General features: G+C 62.7%; 17 protein-coding genes. 7 read left to right on the top strand and 10 right to left on the bottom strand.

Annotated elements, in window-relative coordinates; translation table 11 throughout:
* The first annotated feature begins 153 nt into the window (after window positions 1–153).
* On the top strand, window positions 154–957 hold the full coding sequence (locus RAS12_RS02135) for an aspartate dehydrogenase (RefSeq protein ID WP_306944853.1): 804 nt from the start codon (window positions 154–156) through the stop codon (window positions 955–957).
* 89 nt (window positions 958–1,046) lie between these two features.
* Here the strand turns inward: RAS12_RS02135 and RAS12_RS02130 are convergent, their stop codons facing one another.
* Together RAS12_RS02130 and RAS12_RS02125 are read right to left on the bottom strand one after the other, a co-directional pair.
* A complete protein-coding gene (locus tag RAS12_RS02130; protein ID WP_306944852.1) occupies window positions 1,047–2,879 on the bottom strand; it encodes an ABC transporter ATP-binding protein/permease in 1,833 nt (610 codons plus the stop codon).
* A gap of 131 nt (window positions 2,880–3,010) precedes the next feature.
* Entirely contained in the window at window positions 3,011–3,898 is an 888-nt protein-coding gene (locus RAS12_RS02125; protein ID WP_306944851.1) for a LysR family transcriptional regulator, read from the bottom strand.
* A gap of 123 nt (window positions 3,899–4,021) precedes the next feature.
* Here RAS12_RS02125 and RAS12_RS02120 point away from each other — a divergent pair, with 123 nt between their 5' ends.
* The 5 genes from RAS12_RS02120 to RAS12_RS02100 all read left to right on the top strand — a co-directional run bounded on the left by RAS12_RS02120 (window position 4,022) and on the right by RAS12_RS02100 (window position 7,151).
* Complete coding sequence (locus RAS12_RS02120) at window positions 4,022–4,858, top strand: amidohydrolase family protein (protein WP_306944850.1); 837 nt, start codon at window positions 4,022–4,024, stop codon at window positions 4,856–4,858.
* The gene (locus RAS12_RS02115; RefSeq protein ID WP_306944849.1) at window positions 4,855–5,844 is read left to right on the top strand and encodes a tripartite tricarboxylate transporter substrate binding protein; all 990 of its coding nucleotides are present in this window, start codon (window positions 4,855–4,857) and stop codon (window positions 5,842–5,844) included. Before RAS12_RS02120 ends, RAS12_RS02115 begins: the two co-directional genes overlap by 4 nt.
* Window positions 5,845–6,001: 157 nt before the next feature.
* The gene (locus RAS12_RS02110) at window positions 6,002–6,382 is read left to right on the top strand and encodes an RNA-binding S4 domain-containing protein (protein ID WP_306944848.1); all 381 of its coding nucleotides are present in this window, start codon (window positions 6,002–6,004) and stop codon (window positions 6,380–6,382) included.
* Between the two features lie 36 nt (window positions 6,383–6,418).
* Window positions 6,419–6,781 carry a translation initiation factor Sui1 gene (locus tag RAS12_RS02105; protein WP_306944847.1) on the top strand — a complete coding sequence of 121 codons (363 nt, stop codon included), beginning with the start codon at window positions 6,419–6,421 and terminating at the stop codon, window positions 6,779–6,781.
* Window positions 6,782–6,797: 16 nt separating this feature from the next.
* Window positions 6,798–7,151, top strand: coding sequence for a DOPA 4,5-dioxygenase family protein (locus RAS12_RS02100; protein ID WP_306944846.1), 354 nt, complete (start codon window positions 6,798–6,800; stop codon window positions 7,149–7,151).
* 3 nt (window positions 7,152–7,154) lie between these two features.
* Here RAS12_RS02100 and ppk2 read toward each other — a convergent pair whose 3' ends face one another.
* Window positions 7,155–8,408 (bottom strand): polyphosphate kinase 2, encoded by a 1,254-nt coding sequence (ppk2, locus tag RAS12_RS02095; RefSeq protein WP_306944845.1) that lies wholly within the window; start codon window positions 8,406–8,408, stop codon window positions 7,155–7,157.
* Between the two features lie 194 nt (window positions 8,409–8,602).
* On the opposite strand from ppk2, the gene RAS12_RS02090 reads away from it, so the two are divergent.
* Window positions 8,603–9,088 carry a hypothetical protein gene (locus tag RAS12_RS02090; RefSeq protein ID WP_306944844.1) on the top strand — a complete coding sequence of 162 codons (486 nt, stop codon included), beginning with the start codon at window positions 8,603–8,605 and terminating at the stop codon, window positions 9,086–9,088.
* Here RAS12_RS02090 and RAS12_RS02085 read toward each other — a convergent pair.
* The 7 genes from RAS12_RS02085 to RAS12_RS02055 all read right to left on the bottom strand — a co-directional run bounded on the left by RAS12_RS02085 (window position 9,063) and on the right by RAS12_RS02055 (window position 15,619).
* Window positions 9,063–10,253 (bottom strand): trans-sulfuration enzyme family protein, encoded by a 1,191-nt coding sequence (locus RAS12_RS02085; RefSeq protein ID WP_306944843.1) that lies wholly within the window; start codon window positions 10,251–10,253, stop codon window positions 9,063–9,065. The two genes, RAS12_RS02090 and RAS12_RS02085, sit on opposite strands and share 26 nt — an antisense overlap.
* A 73-nt stretch (window positions 10,254–10,326) precedes the next feature.
* Window positions 10,327–10,983, bottom strand: coding sequence for a methionine ABC transporter permease (locus RAS12_RS02080; protein ID WP_280029571.1), 657 nt, complete (start codon window positions 10,981–10,983; stop codon window positions 10,327–10,329).
* On the bottom strand, window positions 10,964–12,067 hold the full coding sequence (locus tag RAS12_RS02075; RefSeq protein WP_306951260.1) for a methionine ABC transporter ATP-binding protein: 1,104 nt from the start codon (window positions 12,065–12,067) through the stop codon (window positions 10,964–10,966). The genes RAS12_RS02080 and RAS12_RS02075 overlap by 20 nt, the downstream gene beginning before the upstream one ends.
* A 49-nt stretch (window positions 12,068–12,116) precedes the next feature.
* Window positions 12,117–12,878: a MetQ/NlpA family ABC transporter substrate-binding protein gene (locus tag RAS12_RS02070; protein WP_371321285.1), complete on the bottom strand. Its 762-nt coding sequence runs from the start codon at window positions 12,876–12,878 to the stop codon at window positions 12,117–12,119.
* A 226-nt stretch (window positions 12,879–13,104) separates the two neighbouring features.
* Window positions 13,105–13,530, bottom strand: a complete 426-nt coding sequence (locus RAS12_RS02065; protein WP_306944841.1) for a CopD family protein — start codon at window positions 13,528–13,530, stop codon at window positions 13,105–13,107.
* A 129-nt stretch (window positions 13,531–13,659) separates the two neighbouring features.
* Window positions 13,660–14,532: a DUF2242 domain-containing protein gene (locus RAS12_RS02060; protein ID WP_306944840.1), complete on the bottom strand. Its 873-nt coding sequence runs from the start codon at window positions 14,530–14,532 to the stop codon at window positions 13,660–13,662.
* Between the two features lie 100 nt (window positions 14,533–14,632).
* Entirely contained in the window at window positions 14,633–15,619 is a 987-nt protein-coding gene (locus RAS12_RS02055) for an ABC transporter ATP-binding protein (RefSeq protein WP_371321284.1), read from the bottom strand.
* Window positions 15,620–15,623: the final 4 nt, after the last annotated feature.

Below are 15,623 nucleotides of genomic sequence, written 5' to 3'. Positions count from 1 at the left end.
CGTCTGGGCTATGGCCGCAACCCTGCGGCCATTCCGCATTGACGCCCGCAAACACGCTCGCTACAGTGGCCGTCAACCTTGCGCCGCCATGCTTGCGGCGCCGCGTTGCCGAACTGCTCGCGGCCTGCCGCGGCACCCTACCTCTGGATTCCTATGAACAGCTACCGCGTCGGCATTGCCGGCTTCGGCGCCATCGGCCAGGCCGTGGCGCAATCCCTGGATGCCGGCTTGCCCGGCCTGACCTTGTCCGCCGTCGCGGTGCGCGATCCCAACGCCCCGCCAGCGTTCGCATGGACGCAACAGGCGCCCACCTTCACCACCATCGACGCCCTGCACGAGCATTGCGATGTCGTCGTGGAATGCGCGCCCGCTGCCGTGTTCCGCAACATTGCCGAACCCGTGCTGCGCGCCGGCAAGAAAATGGTGGTGCTGAGTTCCGGCGCCCTGCTGCGCCACGATGACCTGATCGAACTGGCGCGCCAGCATCAAGGCCAGATTCTGGTGCCGTCGGGCGCCATCCTGGGTCTGGACGCCATCACCGCCGCAGCCGAAGGCGTCATTCATTCCGTCACGATGATCACGCGCAAGCCCGTGCGCGGCCTGCTGGGCGCGCCCTACCTGACTGACAACAACATCGATATCGCTGACATCACCGAACCGCGCCTGATCTTTCGCGGCTCACCGCGCGAAGCAGCCATCGGTTTTCCAGCCAATCTGAACGTTGCGGTCAGCGTGTCTTTGGCGGGTATTGGCCCCGATCGCACCACGCTGGAAATCTGGGCGGACCCCTCGCTGGAACGCAACATCCACCGCGTCGAGGTCGTGTCTGATTCCGCAACCTTTTCCATGGAAATCCAGAACATTCCTTCGGCCAATCCCAAGACGGGCCGCATCACCGCGCAAAGCGTCATTGCCGCGTTGCGCAAGTTGAACGGGCCGCTGCGCGTAGGCACCTGAGAGCCGTATTACGGCTGTTTGAAGGATGCGGTCTGGGGTACTCCCAGACCGCGGCATACCCGCTCTACACGAATGGCAAGACGGCCTTGTCAGGCCGCAGCCTTCAACGCGGCGGCATTACCCGGCGCAGCCATCGGCCCCGCCGACCAACCCCCAGCCCCATTTAAATCCAGCCGGTGCGTGTGGAACGCATCCAGCGTGCTGCGATGCCCCACGCTGACCAGCATGCAGTCAGACAACTCGCTGCGCAGCAAGCTGTAAAGCGCGTACTCCAAGCCTTCGTCGGTGGCAGACGTCGCTTCGTCCAGGAACACAATAGCGGGCCGGTTGAACAACACGCGTGCAAACGCCACGCGCTGCTGCTCACCGATGGACAAGATGCGCGACCAGTCCTCTACCTCATCCAGCCGGCCGATCAAGTGACCCAGATTGACGGCGCGCAAGGCCTCGGCCAGCCGCGCATCGTCTTCCGGTTGTGCATGCCCCGGATACGCGACCGCGCTGCGCAAGTCGCCCAAGGGCAGATAGGGCCGCTGCGACAGAAACAAGGCTGACGCGCCTTGCGGCCGCCGCACGGTGCCTTGCGCATAGGGCCACAGCCCCGCCAGCGCACGTAGCAAGGTCGTCTTTCCACTGCCGGACGGGCCTTTGATCAACAACGCCTGACCGGGCTGCATGCGCAGGTTCAAGTGACGCAGCAACGTGCTGCCGTCCGGCCGCGAGACGTTCACGTCCTGGATTTCCAAAGCATCGGACACGGGTTGCGTTTGCACTGCCGGCAAACCGCGCGCGGCTTCATTTGCGTCCAGAAAGCCATTCAACCGGTCCAGCGTGGCGCGGTATTGCGCGAAGGAATCGTAGGACGTCCGAAAGAACGACAACGCATCCTGTACCTGGCCGAATGCTTGCGACGTCTGCATCACATCACCTAGCTTGATCGCGCCGCTAAAGAAACGCGGCGCCTGCAAGATGAAAGGGAACACGACCGCCACCTGGCTGACGGACAAGTTGAAGCCGTCGAACTTCAAGCCCCGGTATACACGCGCCCACAGGTTTGCAATATAGGCCGTAAAACGCGTCCATAAGGTCCTGCGCTCTACCTCTTCGCCTTGATAGAAGGCCACGTTTTCGGCGTTTTCGCGCAAGCGTACCAGCGCATAGCGGAAGTTTGCCGTCAGGCGTTCTGACAGGAAACTCAGCTTGATCAGCGGCCGCCCGATTTTGAATGCAAACCACGTTGCCACGATCACATACAGGAACACCACGAACACCATCGCACGCGGAATCTCCACACCGGCCACGGACAGCGGGCCCGACAAGCCCCACAAAATACCGGTGAATGCCACCAACGACACAACGGAACTCAATGCACCGATGGCCAGGGTGCGCGAACCGCTCACGAACAGCGCGATGTCCTGCTCGATGCGTTGATCGGGGTTGTCGACGGGTTCATTCACGAAGTGGCCGCGGTAATAGGCGCTGGCGCCCAGCCAGTCCCGCGTCAGGCGGTCATTGAGCCAGACGCGCCAATGGATGTCGAAGGCTTGTCCGGCGTAACTGTCGGCCAGCGTGCGCACCACATGCACACAGGCCAGCACCGAGAAAATCACCAGGAAATGCCAGAATGCCGTTTGGTCCAAGGCCTGGAGCGCGCTGTAGAAACCGTTGTACCAAAACGAGAACAGCACCGTCATGCGCACAGCGGCCATGGCCAGAAACAGCAGCCCGGCCAAGGTCAGCAAGGGACGCCAACTGCGCGTAGGCGTCAGATACGGCCAGGCGAGCCGCCAGAACTTACGTCCCCAATCGGTCGTGCGCGCCAAGACCATCGTAATCAGGGCCAGTGCGACGGCCGTAATGCCGAATGCTTGTGCGAGCCAGACCGCACTTTCCACAAGTTGCTGCTGCCAGTTCAAATCCATGGGTCAGCCCCTTATTAACCGTTTCTGGTTAGACGGGGCTGCCCTGGTGAGTTCCAGCGAAAAAGCCGTTTTAAGCCAGGCTTAAGTGTTCTGACCGGGCACCGAATGCTCGATGAAAGCTTCGGGCGAAATCAGTGCGCGCTCAGGTCCAGATTGGCAAAAACATCAGCAAGTGTCGGCACGGACCGGGCGGGCCAAATAGCGCTCAGATCAAAGCTGGGCAGGGTCTGGCCATCGCGCACTTCGCAAAAGCGCACGCCCCCAAAATTCATGGTGCGTATCCAGCTGGGCAACAGGGCCACGCCGCAACCGCCCGCCACGCAGGACAGCACCGTCAGCGTCCGGTTGGCCTCTTGCGCTACTTGCACATCGTGTCCCCCTTTACGCATCGCGTCCAGAATGCCGGCGTAAAACGCCGGCAATTGCGCCTGCGGATACATCACCAAGCCAGCCTGCGCGATTTGCGCCATCGACACCTGACCATCTGCGGCCACATCAAACTCGTCCGGCACGGCGGCCACCAAGCGGTCTCGCAACAGTTGCCGTTCACGCATACGGCCACCGACCGCAACGGGGGTGTGCATCAAGCCGATGTCGATCTCGCCGGTCTGCAATGCCTCGGCCTGCTCTGCGTTGCTCATCTCTCGCAAGATCACACGCACACCCGGAGCCTGCTTGCGCATCTCTCGCAATGCGCGCGGCAAGGTATCGAACAAAGCCGACGACACCAGGCCCACCGTCAGTTGCCCCGCACTGCCACGGCCGATCTCACGCGCCCGGCGCGCCGCCGCGTCAATGCGCGCGACACTGGCGCGCACGTCTTCCAGGATGGCGGCCGCAGCTGGCGTGGGGGTCGTGCCCAACCGTGACCGGTCGAACAAACGCACCCCCAAATCCTTTTCCATGCGGCCCAATGCCTGACTCAGTGCGGGCTGCGCAATGCCCAGCCATTCAGACGCGCGGCTGACGCTGCCATGGTCCACCACCGCCAGGAAATAACGCAGGTGCCTGGTTTCCATATCGTTCCAATATATATAAAGCGGTTTTTATCAATAGAAAACTATACCTCGTCTGCCTAGAATCCCGCCTTATAGAAAACTAAAAAGCGCAGGTTCCGCCCGCGCACAGATCAGGAGACCGCTTTGCCCCCGCTCGCGACCGGCGCTGCCGTCGATACCCATGCGCACGTATTCCGGCAAGGCCTGACGCTTGCCAATACCCGCCGCCACACGCCTGATTACGATGCCACGCTGGCCGACTACCTGAGCCTGCTGGACACCCACGGCTTGAGCCACGGCGTGCTGGTGCAGCCCAGTTTCCTGGGCACTGACAACAGCTTTATGGTTGACGCCTTGCGCGCCTCGCCCCACAGGCTGCGCGGCGTTGCTGTCGTCGCGCCCGAGATCACGGATGCGGAACTGCAAGCGCTGGCGGACGCCGGCGTGGTGGGTATCCGGTTAAACCTGATGGGTCTGCCCGTGCCCGCGTTGCAAACGCCCGTTTGGCAAGCTCTGCTGGCCCGTGTGAATGCGCTGGGCTGGCACGTCGAAGTTCATTTGCAGGCCGCTCGTCTGCCTGAGATCTTGCCGGCCTTGCTGGCCTCCGGTTGCCGGATAGTGGTGGATCACTTTGGCCGCCCCGATCCCGCGCTTGGCGTGTCCGATCCGGGATTCCAGTACCTGCTGCGCCAAACAGACAGCGGCCGCGTCTGGGTCAAGCTGTCCGCGCCATACCGCAATTGGCAGCCGCCAGCCTGCAGCGCCTCGGGCCGTCTGGCCGCGCTGCAATTGCTGGATGCCTACTCGGCCGACCGATTGATGTGGGGCAGCGACTGGCCCCATACCGAGCACCGCCACCTGGCGTCCTACCCCGCGGCAACGCAGTGGCTGGACGACTGGATCGACGACCCCGCGCAACGGCGCATTCTGCTTGCCGACACGCCGTTGCGGCTGTTCCAATTCCAAGGAGACAAAACATGACCCAATTATTCGAAAAACTGGCACGCCGCGGCAGCCTGCTCATCGCCGCTGGCCTGTTGGCAGGCGCTGCGGGCGCCGCATCTGCCGCCTATCCCGAACGCGCCGTCACGCTGGTCGTGACCTATCCGCCCGGTGGCACCGTGGACGTGGTGGCGCGCCTGATCGGCCCCAAGCTGGCCGCCGAACTGGGCCAGCCCGTGGTCATTGAAAACCGGGGCGGCGCGGGCGGCATGATCGGCGGCGCGGTCGTCGCCAAGGCGCAACCCGACGGCTACACCCTGATGCTGGACGCATCCAACCACGCGCAGAATCCTGCGCTGCATTCCAAGATGCAGTTCGACACGCTGACCGCCTTTGCGCCTGTGTCCTTGTTGCTGCGCGTGCCCAACGTGCTGGTCGTCACCCCGTCGTATGAAGTCAAGACGGTGGCCGACCTGATCAAGCTGGGCCAGCCCGGCGCCAAGGACCACGTGTACTTTGCGTCGGCCGGCCCCGGCTCTGCCCAGCATCTGGCCGGTGAACTCTTCAACCTGCTGGCCAAGACACAGTTGCAGCACGTGGCGTACAAGGGCGGCGGCCCGGCCATGATTGATGTGATGTCGGGACAGGTGCCCGTCATGTTCGCCAGCATGGGTTCTGCGTGGCAACACGTGAAGAACGGCAAATTGCGCGCCGTTGCCGTAGGCGGACTGGAACGTTCCAAGGCTGCCCCCGATCTGCCCACCATCGCGGAATCGGGCGTGCCGGGCTACGAGACGTATGAATGGAATGCCGTGTTCGCCCCCGCTGGCACGCCGCCCGCCATTGTCGAGAAAGTCTCGCAAGCGCTGGCCAAGGTGCTGAAGGACCCGGCGATTGCCGAACAACTGGCTGGCATCGGCGCGGAGCCCATCGGGTCCACGCCTGCCGAATTGGACACGTTCCGCCGCAACGAGATCACCAAGTGGCAACGTGTGGTCAAGGAAGCCAATCTGGCACTGGATTGAGTACTGCCGGGTCCTAGGCCCGGTTGCCGGATACCCGGTATTGCGGCGCTCTGACCGAGCGCCGCTTTTTTTTGCGATTGCGACTCCGGCGCTATCATGGCGGCTTCAGGAGGCTTGGTAGCCCCGCCCTCCGCCGAAACTCGCTGGAACCTGCACGATGGACAAGATTCGACTCGATAAATGGCTTTGGGCCGCCCGTTTCTACAAGACGCGCAGCCTGGCGGTGCAAGAGATCGGCAAAGGCCGGGTCTACGTGAACGACCAGGCGGCCAAGCCCTCACGCGAAGTCGCCCCGGGCGATCTGATCACTGTACGCAAAGACGATCCCGCCCTGCATGTGCGCGTTGTGGCAATCAGCGGCGTGCGCGGGCCCGCTCCGGTCGCGCGGCAGTTGTACGAAGAAACTCCTGAAAGCATTGCCGCGCGCGAACGCGCGGCCGAGATGCGGCGGCTGGCCCCGGAACCTGCCTTGGGAATAGAAACCGGCAGGCCCACCAAACGTGACCGCCGTCTGATTGATCAGATGCGCGGAAAATAGGCAGCATGCTCCAATAAATTCTTGCGCAAGCCCACCATGAGAAACAGCTCAACAGGCGGCCTGGTCTATTCGACCGAGACCGGCCGTATGTGTCCCGATTGCCGTAAACCGCTTGCGCAATGCCTGTGCAAGCAAGCCGCCCGTGCAGTACCGGCGGGCGACGGCGTAGCGCGCGTGTCCCGCGAGACGAAGGGCCGCGGCGGAAAAAGTGTGACCGTGGTCCGGGGACTGCCGCTGGATGCAGAAGCACTGGCCGTCTTGGGTAAGCTGCTGCGCACCGCCTGCGGGTCAGGAGGAACGGTCAAAGATGGCGTGATTGAAGTGCAAGGCGACCACTGCGAGCGCATCCTCGACACACTGGCCAAACAAGGCCACCGCGCCAAGCGCGCTGGCGGCTGAACCTTTCGAGAACACCATGAACGAAATAGCCGTGACAGATATCGGCAGTTGGCATGCCCATGTGTACTTCGACGCCGCCAGCCGAGATGCGGCGTTTGCATTGCGCGAACGCATCGTCGCGCAGTTCGACGGCAAAATGGAAATGGGGCGCTTCCACGAGCGCCCCGTTGGTCCACATCCGCAATGGAGCTATCAGGTTGCATTCACTCCGGCGCACTATGCCGAGATCTCGGCTTGGCTGATCCTGAACCACGGGGCGCTGGATGTCTTCATGCATCCCAACACCGGAAACTCGCTGCGCGACCACCGCGACTGCGCGGTATGGCTGGGCCGCAGCTACACGCTGAATCTCCAGGTGCTGGGCGCCTGACCCTTACAGCGCGCGGCCCACGATCAGCGAATCCATCGCCATGCCGGGGTCGCTGCTCTTGCCCTCGTAGGGCAGCCGGCTCAACATATAACGCATCGCGTTGATCCGGGCGCGCTTCTTGCAATCCGACTTGACCACGATCCACGGCGCGTCCGCAGTATCCGTATGCGCGAACATTGCTTCCTTGGCGCGTGTGTAGTCATCCCACTTGTCTAGCGACGCCAGGTCCACCGGGCTCAACTTCCATTGCTTGAGCGGATGGACCTTGCGCTCCAGGAAGCGGCGGCGCTGCTCTTCCTGGCTGACCGAAAACCAGAATTTGACCAGGTGGATGCCGCTGGAAACCAGGTGACGCTCAAAGTCCGGCACCTGCCGCAGGAAATCCAGGTATTCCTGCTGCGAGCAGAAGCCCATTACCCGCTCGACACCGGCGCGGTTGTACCAGGAGCGGTCGAACATCACGATCTCGCCTGCCGTGGGCAGATGCTGCACATAGCGCTGGAAATACCATTGGCCTTTTTCCGTGTCAGACGGTTTTTCCAGGGCGACCACGCGGGCGCCACGAGGATTCAAGTGTTCCATCATGCGCTTGATGGTGCCGCCCTTGCCTGCCGCGTCGCGGCCTTCGAACAAGATCACAACGCGCTGGCCGGTAGCCTTGACCCACGCTTGCAGCTTCAGCAATTCAACTTGCAGCTGGTACTTCTGTTTTTCGTAATTGCGGCGCAGCATGCGGTGGCGATACGGATAAATACCTTCGCGCCAATCCACCGCCAGTTCTTCATCCGGATTGCGACGGCTGCCAGGCGCTTGCGTGTTGGCATCCAGCAATGCGCGATGCACGGCGCGGGCGTCGTCTGGCGACAGTTCTTCAATGACCGAGCGCAAGGCTTCGTGCGCCTGACCCTGCGCGCCAACGCTGTAGCGCCGCGCGATATCGGCAAGCACGGACACCGTTTCCTGATGCGCGGCATCTTCGCGGGCCACCACACGCTTGCGGGCACGAAGAGCCGGTTCAATGGCTGGCAAATCTGCCAGTTCGGGGGATGCGGGTTGCGCAGTCTTGACGGATTTGGCGGCCTTCACGGCCTTGCGCGGTTGGCGGGCTACTGCCACCGCCTCTACAACCTTGGCGCCGTTTCCTGCCGCGCGTCGCGTGCTGCTGGTGCGCTTGGCGGCGCTCTGCGCGCCGGCCGCGCGCTTACTCGGCGCGGCGGCAACTTCTTGTTCGTCGGATTGCGGTGTCTTGTCTGTCATGAATCTGATCCTTGCTGCGCTTGTCATCTCACCCGCGCTGGCCAGCTAGTCGCCGGCGACTCGTCAGGCAAAACCACTACCCTAACCTGCCCGGACCTAGGCGGAATTGATGTGAATCAAAGCTTGTAACATTTTTGTAGCCTGCGGCACCGCTACACTGGCGCAGTCTCATTCCCACCCGGCCTGCACATAGCATGTGGTCACGCATCAAGCGGTTCTTGAATGGCCCGCCGCCCCCTGAAGATCCGTTGCGCGAAACCGTGCGATTTGATGACGCCGGCTTCACGCGCAGCAGCGAACTGGCGCGCGCGATGGGTATACAGGAATTCTGGCCCTGGGCCGACATTCAAGAGTTCGGATTTGTATTCACGCAGGCGATCTATCCCGACCCCTGGTTCGGTGACTATATGGAAAGCCTGTGGTTCATCCGCGTGCCCTCTGACGGCGGCACAATGATGCGGATGGATTTCGACGAACGCGTGCTGGACATCGACCATCTGCCGCCGGCCCTGCTGCACAACCTGCCGGGACTGGACATGGCAGTGCTGCGGGCAGGGCTGGCTACCGCCGCCCGCGGCCTGCGCCACTATGACGGCGAAGGGGAATGGGTGGCGTGGCGGCGCGACGCCAACCAGCCACCCGGCACGCAACCGGCTACACCCGGTCCAGCCCCTGCTTAAGATCCGCGAGAATATCTTCCGGCGTTTCCAATCCCACGGACAGACGCAGCAGCCCTTCGGACAATCCATACTTCTCGCGATCTTCTGCGGAGTAGCTGGCATGCGTCATCGACGCGGGATGCTGAATCAGCGTTTCAGGATCACCCAAACTGACGGCGATCCGCGCCAGCTTCAGGCTGTTGAGCAGCGTTCGGCCCGCGGTCAGGCCGCCCTTCAGTTCAAACGCCACCAGACCGCCGCCCGCGGCCTGCTGGCGCAGCGCGATATCGGCGCCCGCCGTGCCCGCCAGCCCGGGATAAAACACGTCAGCCACATTGCGATGCTCGCGCAACAACTTGGCCACCTTCAATGCGGATTCGCTATGGCGCTGCACACGCAGTTCCAGCGTCTTGATTCCGCGCAACACCAGGAATGCGGTAAAGGGCGACAACGTGGCGCCCGTAAAGTAGCGCAGGCCCTGGAGCCGGATCGCGTCGATATGTTCTTTGCGCCCCAGCACCGCGCCGGCCAGCAGATCGCCATGACCGCCCAGATACTTCGTGGCGGAATGCAGCACGATGTCTGCGCCATGCTCAATCGGACGTTGCAGAACCGGGGTGGCAAACGTGTTGTCCACGATGGTCAACAAGCCCTTGGCCCGAGCAATGGCTGAGACGGCGGCAATGTCGACCAGGCGCAGATTGGGGTTCGCCGGGGTTTCAAAATAGACTGCGCGGGTATTGGGGCCGATGGCGGCAGCAACGGTTTCGGGCCGCGTGAAGTCGGCAAATACCGCCGTCACGCCAAAGCGCGTCAACCCTTGCGTAAACAAGGTAAAGGCCGTGCCGTAGACGATCTGGTCGACCACGATTTCATCGCCGCTCTTCAGGAGCGAGAACAGGGTCGCGGAAATCGCGGCCATGCCCGAGGCCGTCACGACACCGGCTTCGGCGCCTTCCAGTGACGCCAACCGCTCTTCCAGCAGCGCCTGCGTGGGATTGCGCGTGCGGCCATAGACATACCCCTGCTTTTCACCCAACCGGATCTGATCGAATGCCTCGATGCTGTCCTGCGTGTAGGTGGACGTCAGGTACAGCGGCGGCGACAGCGCGCCTTGCTCATCCAACGGGTCGTAACCCAGGTGAATCGCGCGGGTGGCAAAGCCATGATGCAGGTCATCGGACATATCAGAACTCCTATATTCAAATATCGCAAAAGCGGTGGGCACTGCCGGAAAATCCGGGCCCTTCCGCCTGCCTTCAACGCTTATGGTCGGCCCGGCGCGACAGCCATTCGCCGGTGAATTGCACAATCGACACCAGCGCAATCAAGATCACGATCACCTCGAACATCACGCGGGTTTCATACCGTTCGTAGCCGTAGCGGATGGCCAGATCGCCCAAGCCGCCCGCCCCCACCGCGCCGGCCATGGCCGACGCATTGATCATGGCGATGACGCTGACGGTCATGCCGCCAATGATTCCGGGCAGCGCCTCTGGCAAGAGCACGTGTCGCACGATGTGCCAGCGCCGGCAGCCCATGGCGCGCGCGGCTTCCACCAGACCATGGTCCACATCGTTCAAACTGACCTGCGCAATACGCGCAAAGAACGGCACCAGGTTGGCAGACAGCGGCACAATCGCGGCCCACGTGCCCAAGGTGGTGCCCACCAGAAAGCGCGTAAATGGCAGCATGGCTACCAGCAAAATAATGAAGGGAATCGCACGGAACGTATTCACCGTGATCGACAACACCTTGTTCAAGCGCGGCTTGGGGTACAGATTGCCCGGTGCAGTAACCGTCAGCACGACCGCCAGGGCCAGACCCGACACAATCGCGATGACGGCGGACACGCTCACCATCGCCAGGGTTTGCAGAAAAGCCTGCAAGTACTTATCAAGCATCGGCAGCGACATATCCCAGCACCTTGATCTGATCGGCCACCAGCGCAGCGCGCGCGGCCTCTTCTTGTAGAGCGCCCGCAGGCACGGACACCAGCAAACTGCCTTGCGCGTGGCCACGCAGACGGTCCAGGCCGCCATGCAGCAGCGTCGCGCCTGGCCCCATCGCGGCTAACGCTTGCAAGGACACCCCTTCCGGGCGGCCCTGCCCCGTAAAGCGCAGCCGCAGCACGGCCACGCCATCGCGGCCTTGCAGGTCGGGCACCAGTTTGGCCGCCAGATCTGCCGGCAGGTCATGCTGCAACGGACGCAACAGCGCACGCGTGGCATCGGCCTGCGGATTGCCGAACACACGCCAGACTTCGCCCAGCTCGACGTTACGGCCGCGGTCCAGCACCAATACCTGATGGCAGACCTCGCGGATCACAGCCATGTCATGGGTGATCAGCACTACGGTCAGCCCCAGCTTGCGGTTGATGTCCAGCAGCAAGGCCAAGATCGATTGCGTGGTTTCGGGATCAAGCGCCGACGTTGCTTCGTCACACAGCAGAATTTCCGGGTTGTGGACCAGCGCACGCGCAATGCCCACGCGTTGCTTCTGGCCGCCCGACAGCTTGGACGGGTACACATCCGCCTTGTCGCGCAGCCCCACCAGGTCCAGCAAGGCTTCTACCCGGACGCGGGCGGCAGCGGGCTTTACACCGGCCACGCGCAAAGGCAGCGCGACATTCTCGAACACGGTTTTGGCGGACAGCAGATTGAAGTGCTGGAAGATCATGCCAATGCGGCGGCGCAGGCCCACCAGCGCGTTTTCATCCAACTGGCCCACGTCCACGCCGTCGACCAGCACGCGGCCCGCACTGGGCCGCTCCAACATGTTGATAGAGCGCAGCAAGGTGGACTTGCCCGCACCGCTGCGTCCGATGATGCCGAATACTTCGCCGCGAGCGATAGAGAACGAAACTTCTGACAAGGCGTCAACCGTGCCCTGCGCGCTCTGATAGCGCTTTTGCAGCCCCTCGAAGACGATATGCGCATCCTGCGCGGAAGACGAACCAGCCGCCACAGCTGGCTCGGGGATCGAGAATTCGTGTTGCATCATTGCCTTATCCCGCGCGGCGGAAACGCCGCGCATGCGTCCGCCCGATTTAGAAAACCGGGATCACCGAGCCTTCGTACTTGCTCAGAATGAACTGACGCACTTCTTCGGAGTGATAAGCCTTGATCAGCTCGGGCACCCACGGCGCGTTCTTGTCCTGCTCACGCACCGCAATGATGTTCACGTAGGGATTGTTTTCCTTCTTCTCCACGGCGATGCCGTCGCGGGTGGCGATCAGACCGGCCTGATACGCAAAGCTGTTGACGATGGCGGCGGTGTCCACGTCCGGCAGCGAGCGTGCCAGCACGACCGATGCGCTTTCCACGAAGTTGAGCTTCTTGGGATTGGACGTCACGTCGGCCAGAGTGGCCGTGCCGGTCGCCGGATCAAAGCCGTCGCGCAATGTGATCAGGCCCTGATCGCGCAGAATCACCAGCGCGCGGGTCTGGTTGCTGGGGTCATTGGGAATGCCGACCTTTGCGCCATCCGGCAGGTCTTTCAGTGACTTGTACTTCTTGGAATAGAAGGCGATCGGCGAGATCAGCGTGTTGGCCACCGAGACGATCTTGTAGCCGCGCTGCTTGATCTGGTCGTTCAAGAAGGGAATGTGCTGGAACGCATTGGCTTGCAGATCGCCGTTGTTCAGCGCCTCGTTCGGGCTGGCGGTGCCGGTGATGACAACGGATTCGACAGCCAGTCCATTCTTCTTGGCAACCTGGGTCACCACTTCCCAGATCTGTTCATCGACACCACCGCGCACGCCGACCTTCAACGGCTTCGGGTCTGCGGAGAACGCCGGACCATGAAACATGGCGGCGGAAGCCAGCACGGCGCCAAGCAAGCGCTTCCAGGTGGCAGGGCTGGCGAGGAATGCACGGATAGTCATGATGGAACCGCCTCTAAGTCAATTCAGTTATGAGAGAGACGATTCTAGGGACGGCCCTGCCGGGCACGAACGAATACTTGGTTGAGTCGTTATTACGGGCGTCTTTGGATATCGCCAGGAAGAATAAGCCGCCTGGCGCGCCTTGCAGGAATCAGAAGGGTTTGACGACGACCAGCGTCACAATGACGGCGCACGCAATGACCGTGAACGGCGCATACAGGTCCACCATCGGCGGGCGCTTTGCGCTGCCGTTGGCCATGCGGCGCAGCGCGGCGCTTTGGATGCCCAGCAAGGCCGACAGTGCCAGCGCACATCCCACCTTGACCCAGATCCAGTTCATGGCGAACCAGCCGAAGGTCATGGCCAGATGCAGGCCGATCAGCCAGCTGATCACCATGGCGGGGGTCGTAACCATCAAGGTCCATCGGCGCAAGGCGCGAAGCATCTTGCGCTCCTTGGGCGCCTCGTCGCTGTCTTGCGGCTGCGACGACAACAGAAACAGGGAGACAAAGAGCGAGCCGCAGATCCAGGCGACGACGGCCGCCACGTGGGCCATTTTGAGTAGTTGGTAAGTCATGGGCGGCATTATCGCTGCTAGCTGCCACGGCGTGACGGCGCCATCGCTTGCCACATTGCGCTAGGGCAAACTGGCAATCGGCCGGTCATTGAACCGCCTGCGTCAGTTGCCGCCTTGTGCGCCGCAGGCTCAGTTTCCGGTACTCGGCGCGGGTGTAGCCGCAGTTGGCGCAACGGCTGGGGTAGCCGCCGGAGCAGCAGCCGGCGTGGCCGGCGCTGTGGTGGTCGCTGTTGCCGCCGCCGCAGGCGCGGCGGTGGATTCCGTGTTGCCGGGCGTTGACGGCGCCGCAGTGTGCGGTTCAGCAGCTGGCACGGCCTTTTCACCAGCGCTCGGCGTGCCGTTGGCGTTTGCCGGATTCAGGGTGTCGGCGGGCGCATCCGGCGCCACCACCGGGTCAGCCGGCGGCGCGGGCGGCTTGGCTTGCGACGCGCGGGCCCTGCTGGGCGGCGGAACGTGGGGCGCCGCAGCGGCTTCGGCATCCGGCAGGAACCGCTGCAACAGCTGGAAGAAACCTTCGTAGAACTTGGGCCTGGACACGGTCTGGCTAGCTGTCTTCACCAGCGAATCATCGCTGGATCCAAACGGCATCGACACCTGACCCAGCACGCTTACGCCAACGCTGGCCGAGCTGGTCGTGCGTTTGATCGAATACCGGTCCTGCACCGCATTGGCGAACACCGTGGCGCGCTCGTTCGAGCTGCCGTCTGATGCGCAGTCAATATTGAAGTTGATCTGCGTGTGCAGCCCGTCTTCGCCCTGGAAATTCTTGTGCCCCGTGACACGCGACGGATCGAAGCGGTCAATGTTGTACCCCTGACTGAGCAAGGCGCGGCGGCCCGCATCGCACGCGGTGTTGCTGGCGGCGGGAAAGGTGCGAGAGAACACGTCGTTCTGCGTGAAGTCCTCTCTTTCGTATGCCGGCTTGGGGGAAGTGCACCCCGCCAGAATTGCGGTCAGGGTGACGAACACAGGGAAGTAAATACGACGGGTAACGCAGGGCATAGGGGGTCCGGCTTTGGGCAACGACCTGCATTATCGGCTATTAACGGAAACCATTATTAGGGACACATACGCCAGTGATACGCTGAAACAAATTTAATCATCACGCTGCCCGGGCCACGCGCACACACCTCACCTCATGCCCCGGCGCCACCGGCACGATCTCCGGCACCGCGGCAAGACATCGCGCCTCGGCCTGATTGCACCGCGGTGCAAAGGAACAGCCCGCAGGCAGCGCGGCCAAGTCTGGCGGGGAACCGGGAATGGTCTCCAGGCGCTGGCCCTTCTGCATGGCGCCATGGGCCCTCCCCTTTAGCAAAGCCAGCGTGTAGGGATGGCGCGGAGCCCGCAACAAGTCGGCCATGGCGCCCTGCTCGACAATACGCCCGCCATACATCACCGCCACGCGGTCCGCGATTTCGGACGCCGCGCCGATGTCGTGGGTCACGAACACAATAGACAAACCCAACTCGCGTTGCAGTTCGCGCAGCAGCAGCAGAATCTGAATCTGCACCGTGGCGTCCAGCGCGGTGGTGGGTTCGTCAGCCAGCAACACTTTAGGATTGCACGACAGGGCCAAGGCAATCATGGCGCGCTGGCGCATGCCGCCGGACATTTCGTGCGGATAAGCTTGCAGCCGGCGTTCGGGGCTGGGAATGCGCACCCGCTCGAACAGAGATAGCGCCTGCGCGCGCGCCTGGGCGGCGCTTTTGCCCGTATGCCGCCGCACCATCTCTTCAATCTGTCGGCCCACTGTGTACACCGGGTCCAAGGCCAGCAGGGGCTCCTGAAAAACCATCGAGACAACCGGCCCACGCATCGCGGCCAGTTCGCGGGCATTCATGGCCAGCACATCCCGGCCATCCACGCGCATCTCTCCGCTGATGCGCGTGCGGCGCGGCGGATGCAAACGCATCAACGCACGCAAGGTCACGCTTTTACCCGATCCGGATTCGCCGATCAGCGCTACCGCCTCCCCGCGTCCCACGTCCAGATTCACGCCGTTCAGGGCGTGCACGGTTTTGGCGCCAGCTTTAAAGGCGACTTCCAGATTGCGCACGCTGACCAGCGGTTGCTCCACGGGGTTCATGTTG

The organism is Achromobacter seleniivolatilans (assembly GCF_030864005.1).
Taxonomy (GTDB): Bacteria; Pseudomonadota; Gammaproteobacteria; order Burkholderiales; family Burkholderiaceae_B; genus Achromobacter; species Achromobacter seleniivolatilans.
This window is presented reverse-complemented; position numbering and strand designations above follow the sequence as displayed.

Coding starts and splice junctions, on each gene's coding strand:
- RAS12_RS02135 (WP_306944853.1), top strand. CDS start 154: ATGAACAGCTACCGCGTCGGCATTGCCGGCTTCGGCGCCATCGGCCAG.
- RAS12_RS02130 (WP_306944852.1), bottom strand. CDS start 2,879: ATGGATTTGAACTGGCAGCAGCAACTTGTGGAAAGTGCGGTCTGGCTC.
- RAS12_RS02125 (WP_306944851.1), bottom strand. CDS start 3,898: ATGGAAACCAGGCACCTGCGTTATTTCCTGGCGGTGGTGGACCATGGC.
- RAS12_RS02115 (WP_306944849.1), top strand. CDS start 4,855: ATGACCCAATTATTCGAAAAACTGGCACGCCGCGGCAGCCTGCTCATC.
- RAS12_RS02110 (WP_306944848.1), top strand. CDS start 6,002: ATGGACAAGATTCGACTCGATAAATGGCTTTGGGCCGCCCGTTTCTAC.
- RAS12_RS02105 (WP_306944847.1), top strand. CDS start 6,419: ATGAGAAACAGCTCAACAGGCGGCCTGGTCTATTCGACCGAGACCGGC.
- RAS12_RS02100 (WP_306944846.1), top strand. CDS start 6,798: ATGAACGAAATAGCCGTGACAGATATCGGCAGTTGGCATGCCCATGTG.
- ppk2 (WP_306944845.1), bottom strand. CDS start 8,408: ATGACAGACAAGACACCGCAATCCGACGAACAAGAAGTTGCCGCCGCG.
- RAS12_RS02090 (WP_306944844.1), top strand. CDS start 8,603: ATGTGGTCACGCATCAAGCGGTTCTTGAATGGCCCGCCGCCCCCTGAA.
- RAS12_RS02085 (WP_306944843.1), bottom strand. CDS start 10,253: ATGTCCGATGACCTGCATCATGGCTTTGCCACCCGCGCGATTCACCTG.
- RAS12_RS02080 (WP_280029571.1), bottom strand. CDS start 10,983: ATGTCGCTGCCGATGCTTGATAAGTACTTGCAGGCTTTTCTGCAAACC.
- RAS12_RS02075 (WP_306951260.1), bottom strand. CDS start 12,067: ATGCAACACGAATTCTCGATCCCCGAGCCAGCTGTGGCGGCTGGTTCG.
- RAS12_RS02070 (WP_371321285.1), bottom strand. CDS start 12,878: ATGTTTCATGGTCCGGCGTTCTCCGCAGACCCGAAGCCGTTGAAGGTC.
- RAS12_RS02065 (WP_306944841.1), bottom strand. CDS start 13,530: ATGACTTACCAACTACTCAAAATGGCCCACGTGGCGGCCGTCGTCGCC.
- RAS12_RS02060 (WP_306944840.1), bottom strand. CDS start 14,532: ATGCCCTGCGTTACCCGTCGTATTTACTTCCCTGTGTTCGTCACCCTG.
- RAS12_RS02055 (WP_371321284.1), bottom strand. CDS start 15,619: ATGAACCCCGTGGAGCAACCGCTGGTCAGCGTGCGCAATCTGGAAGTC.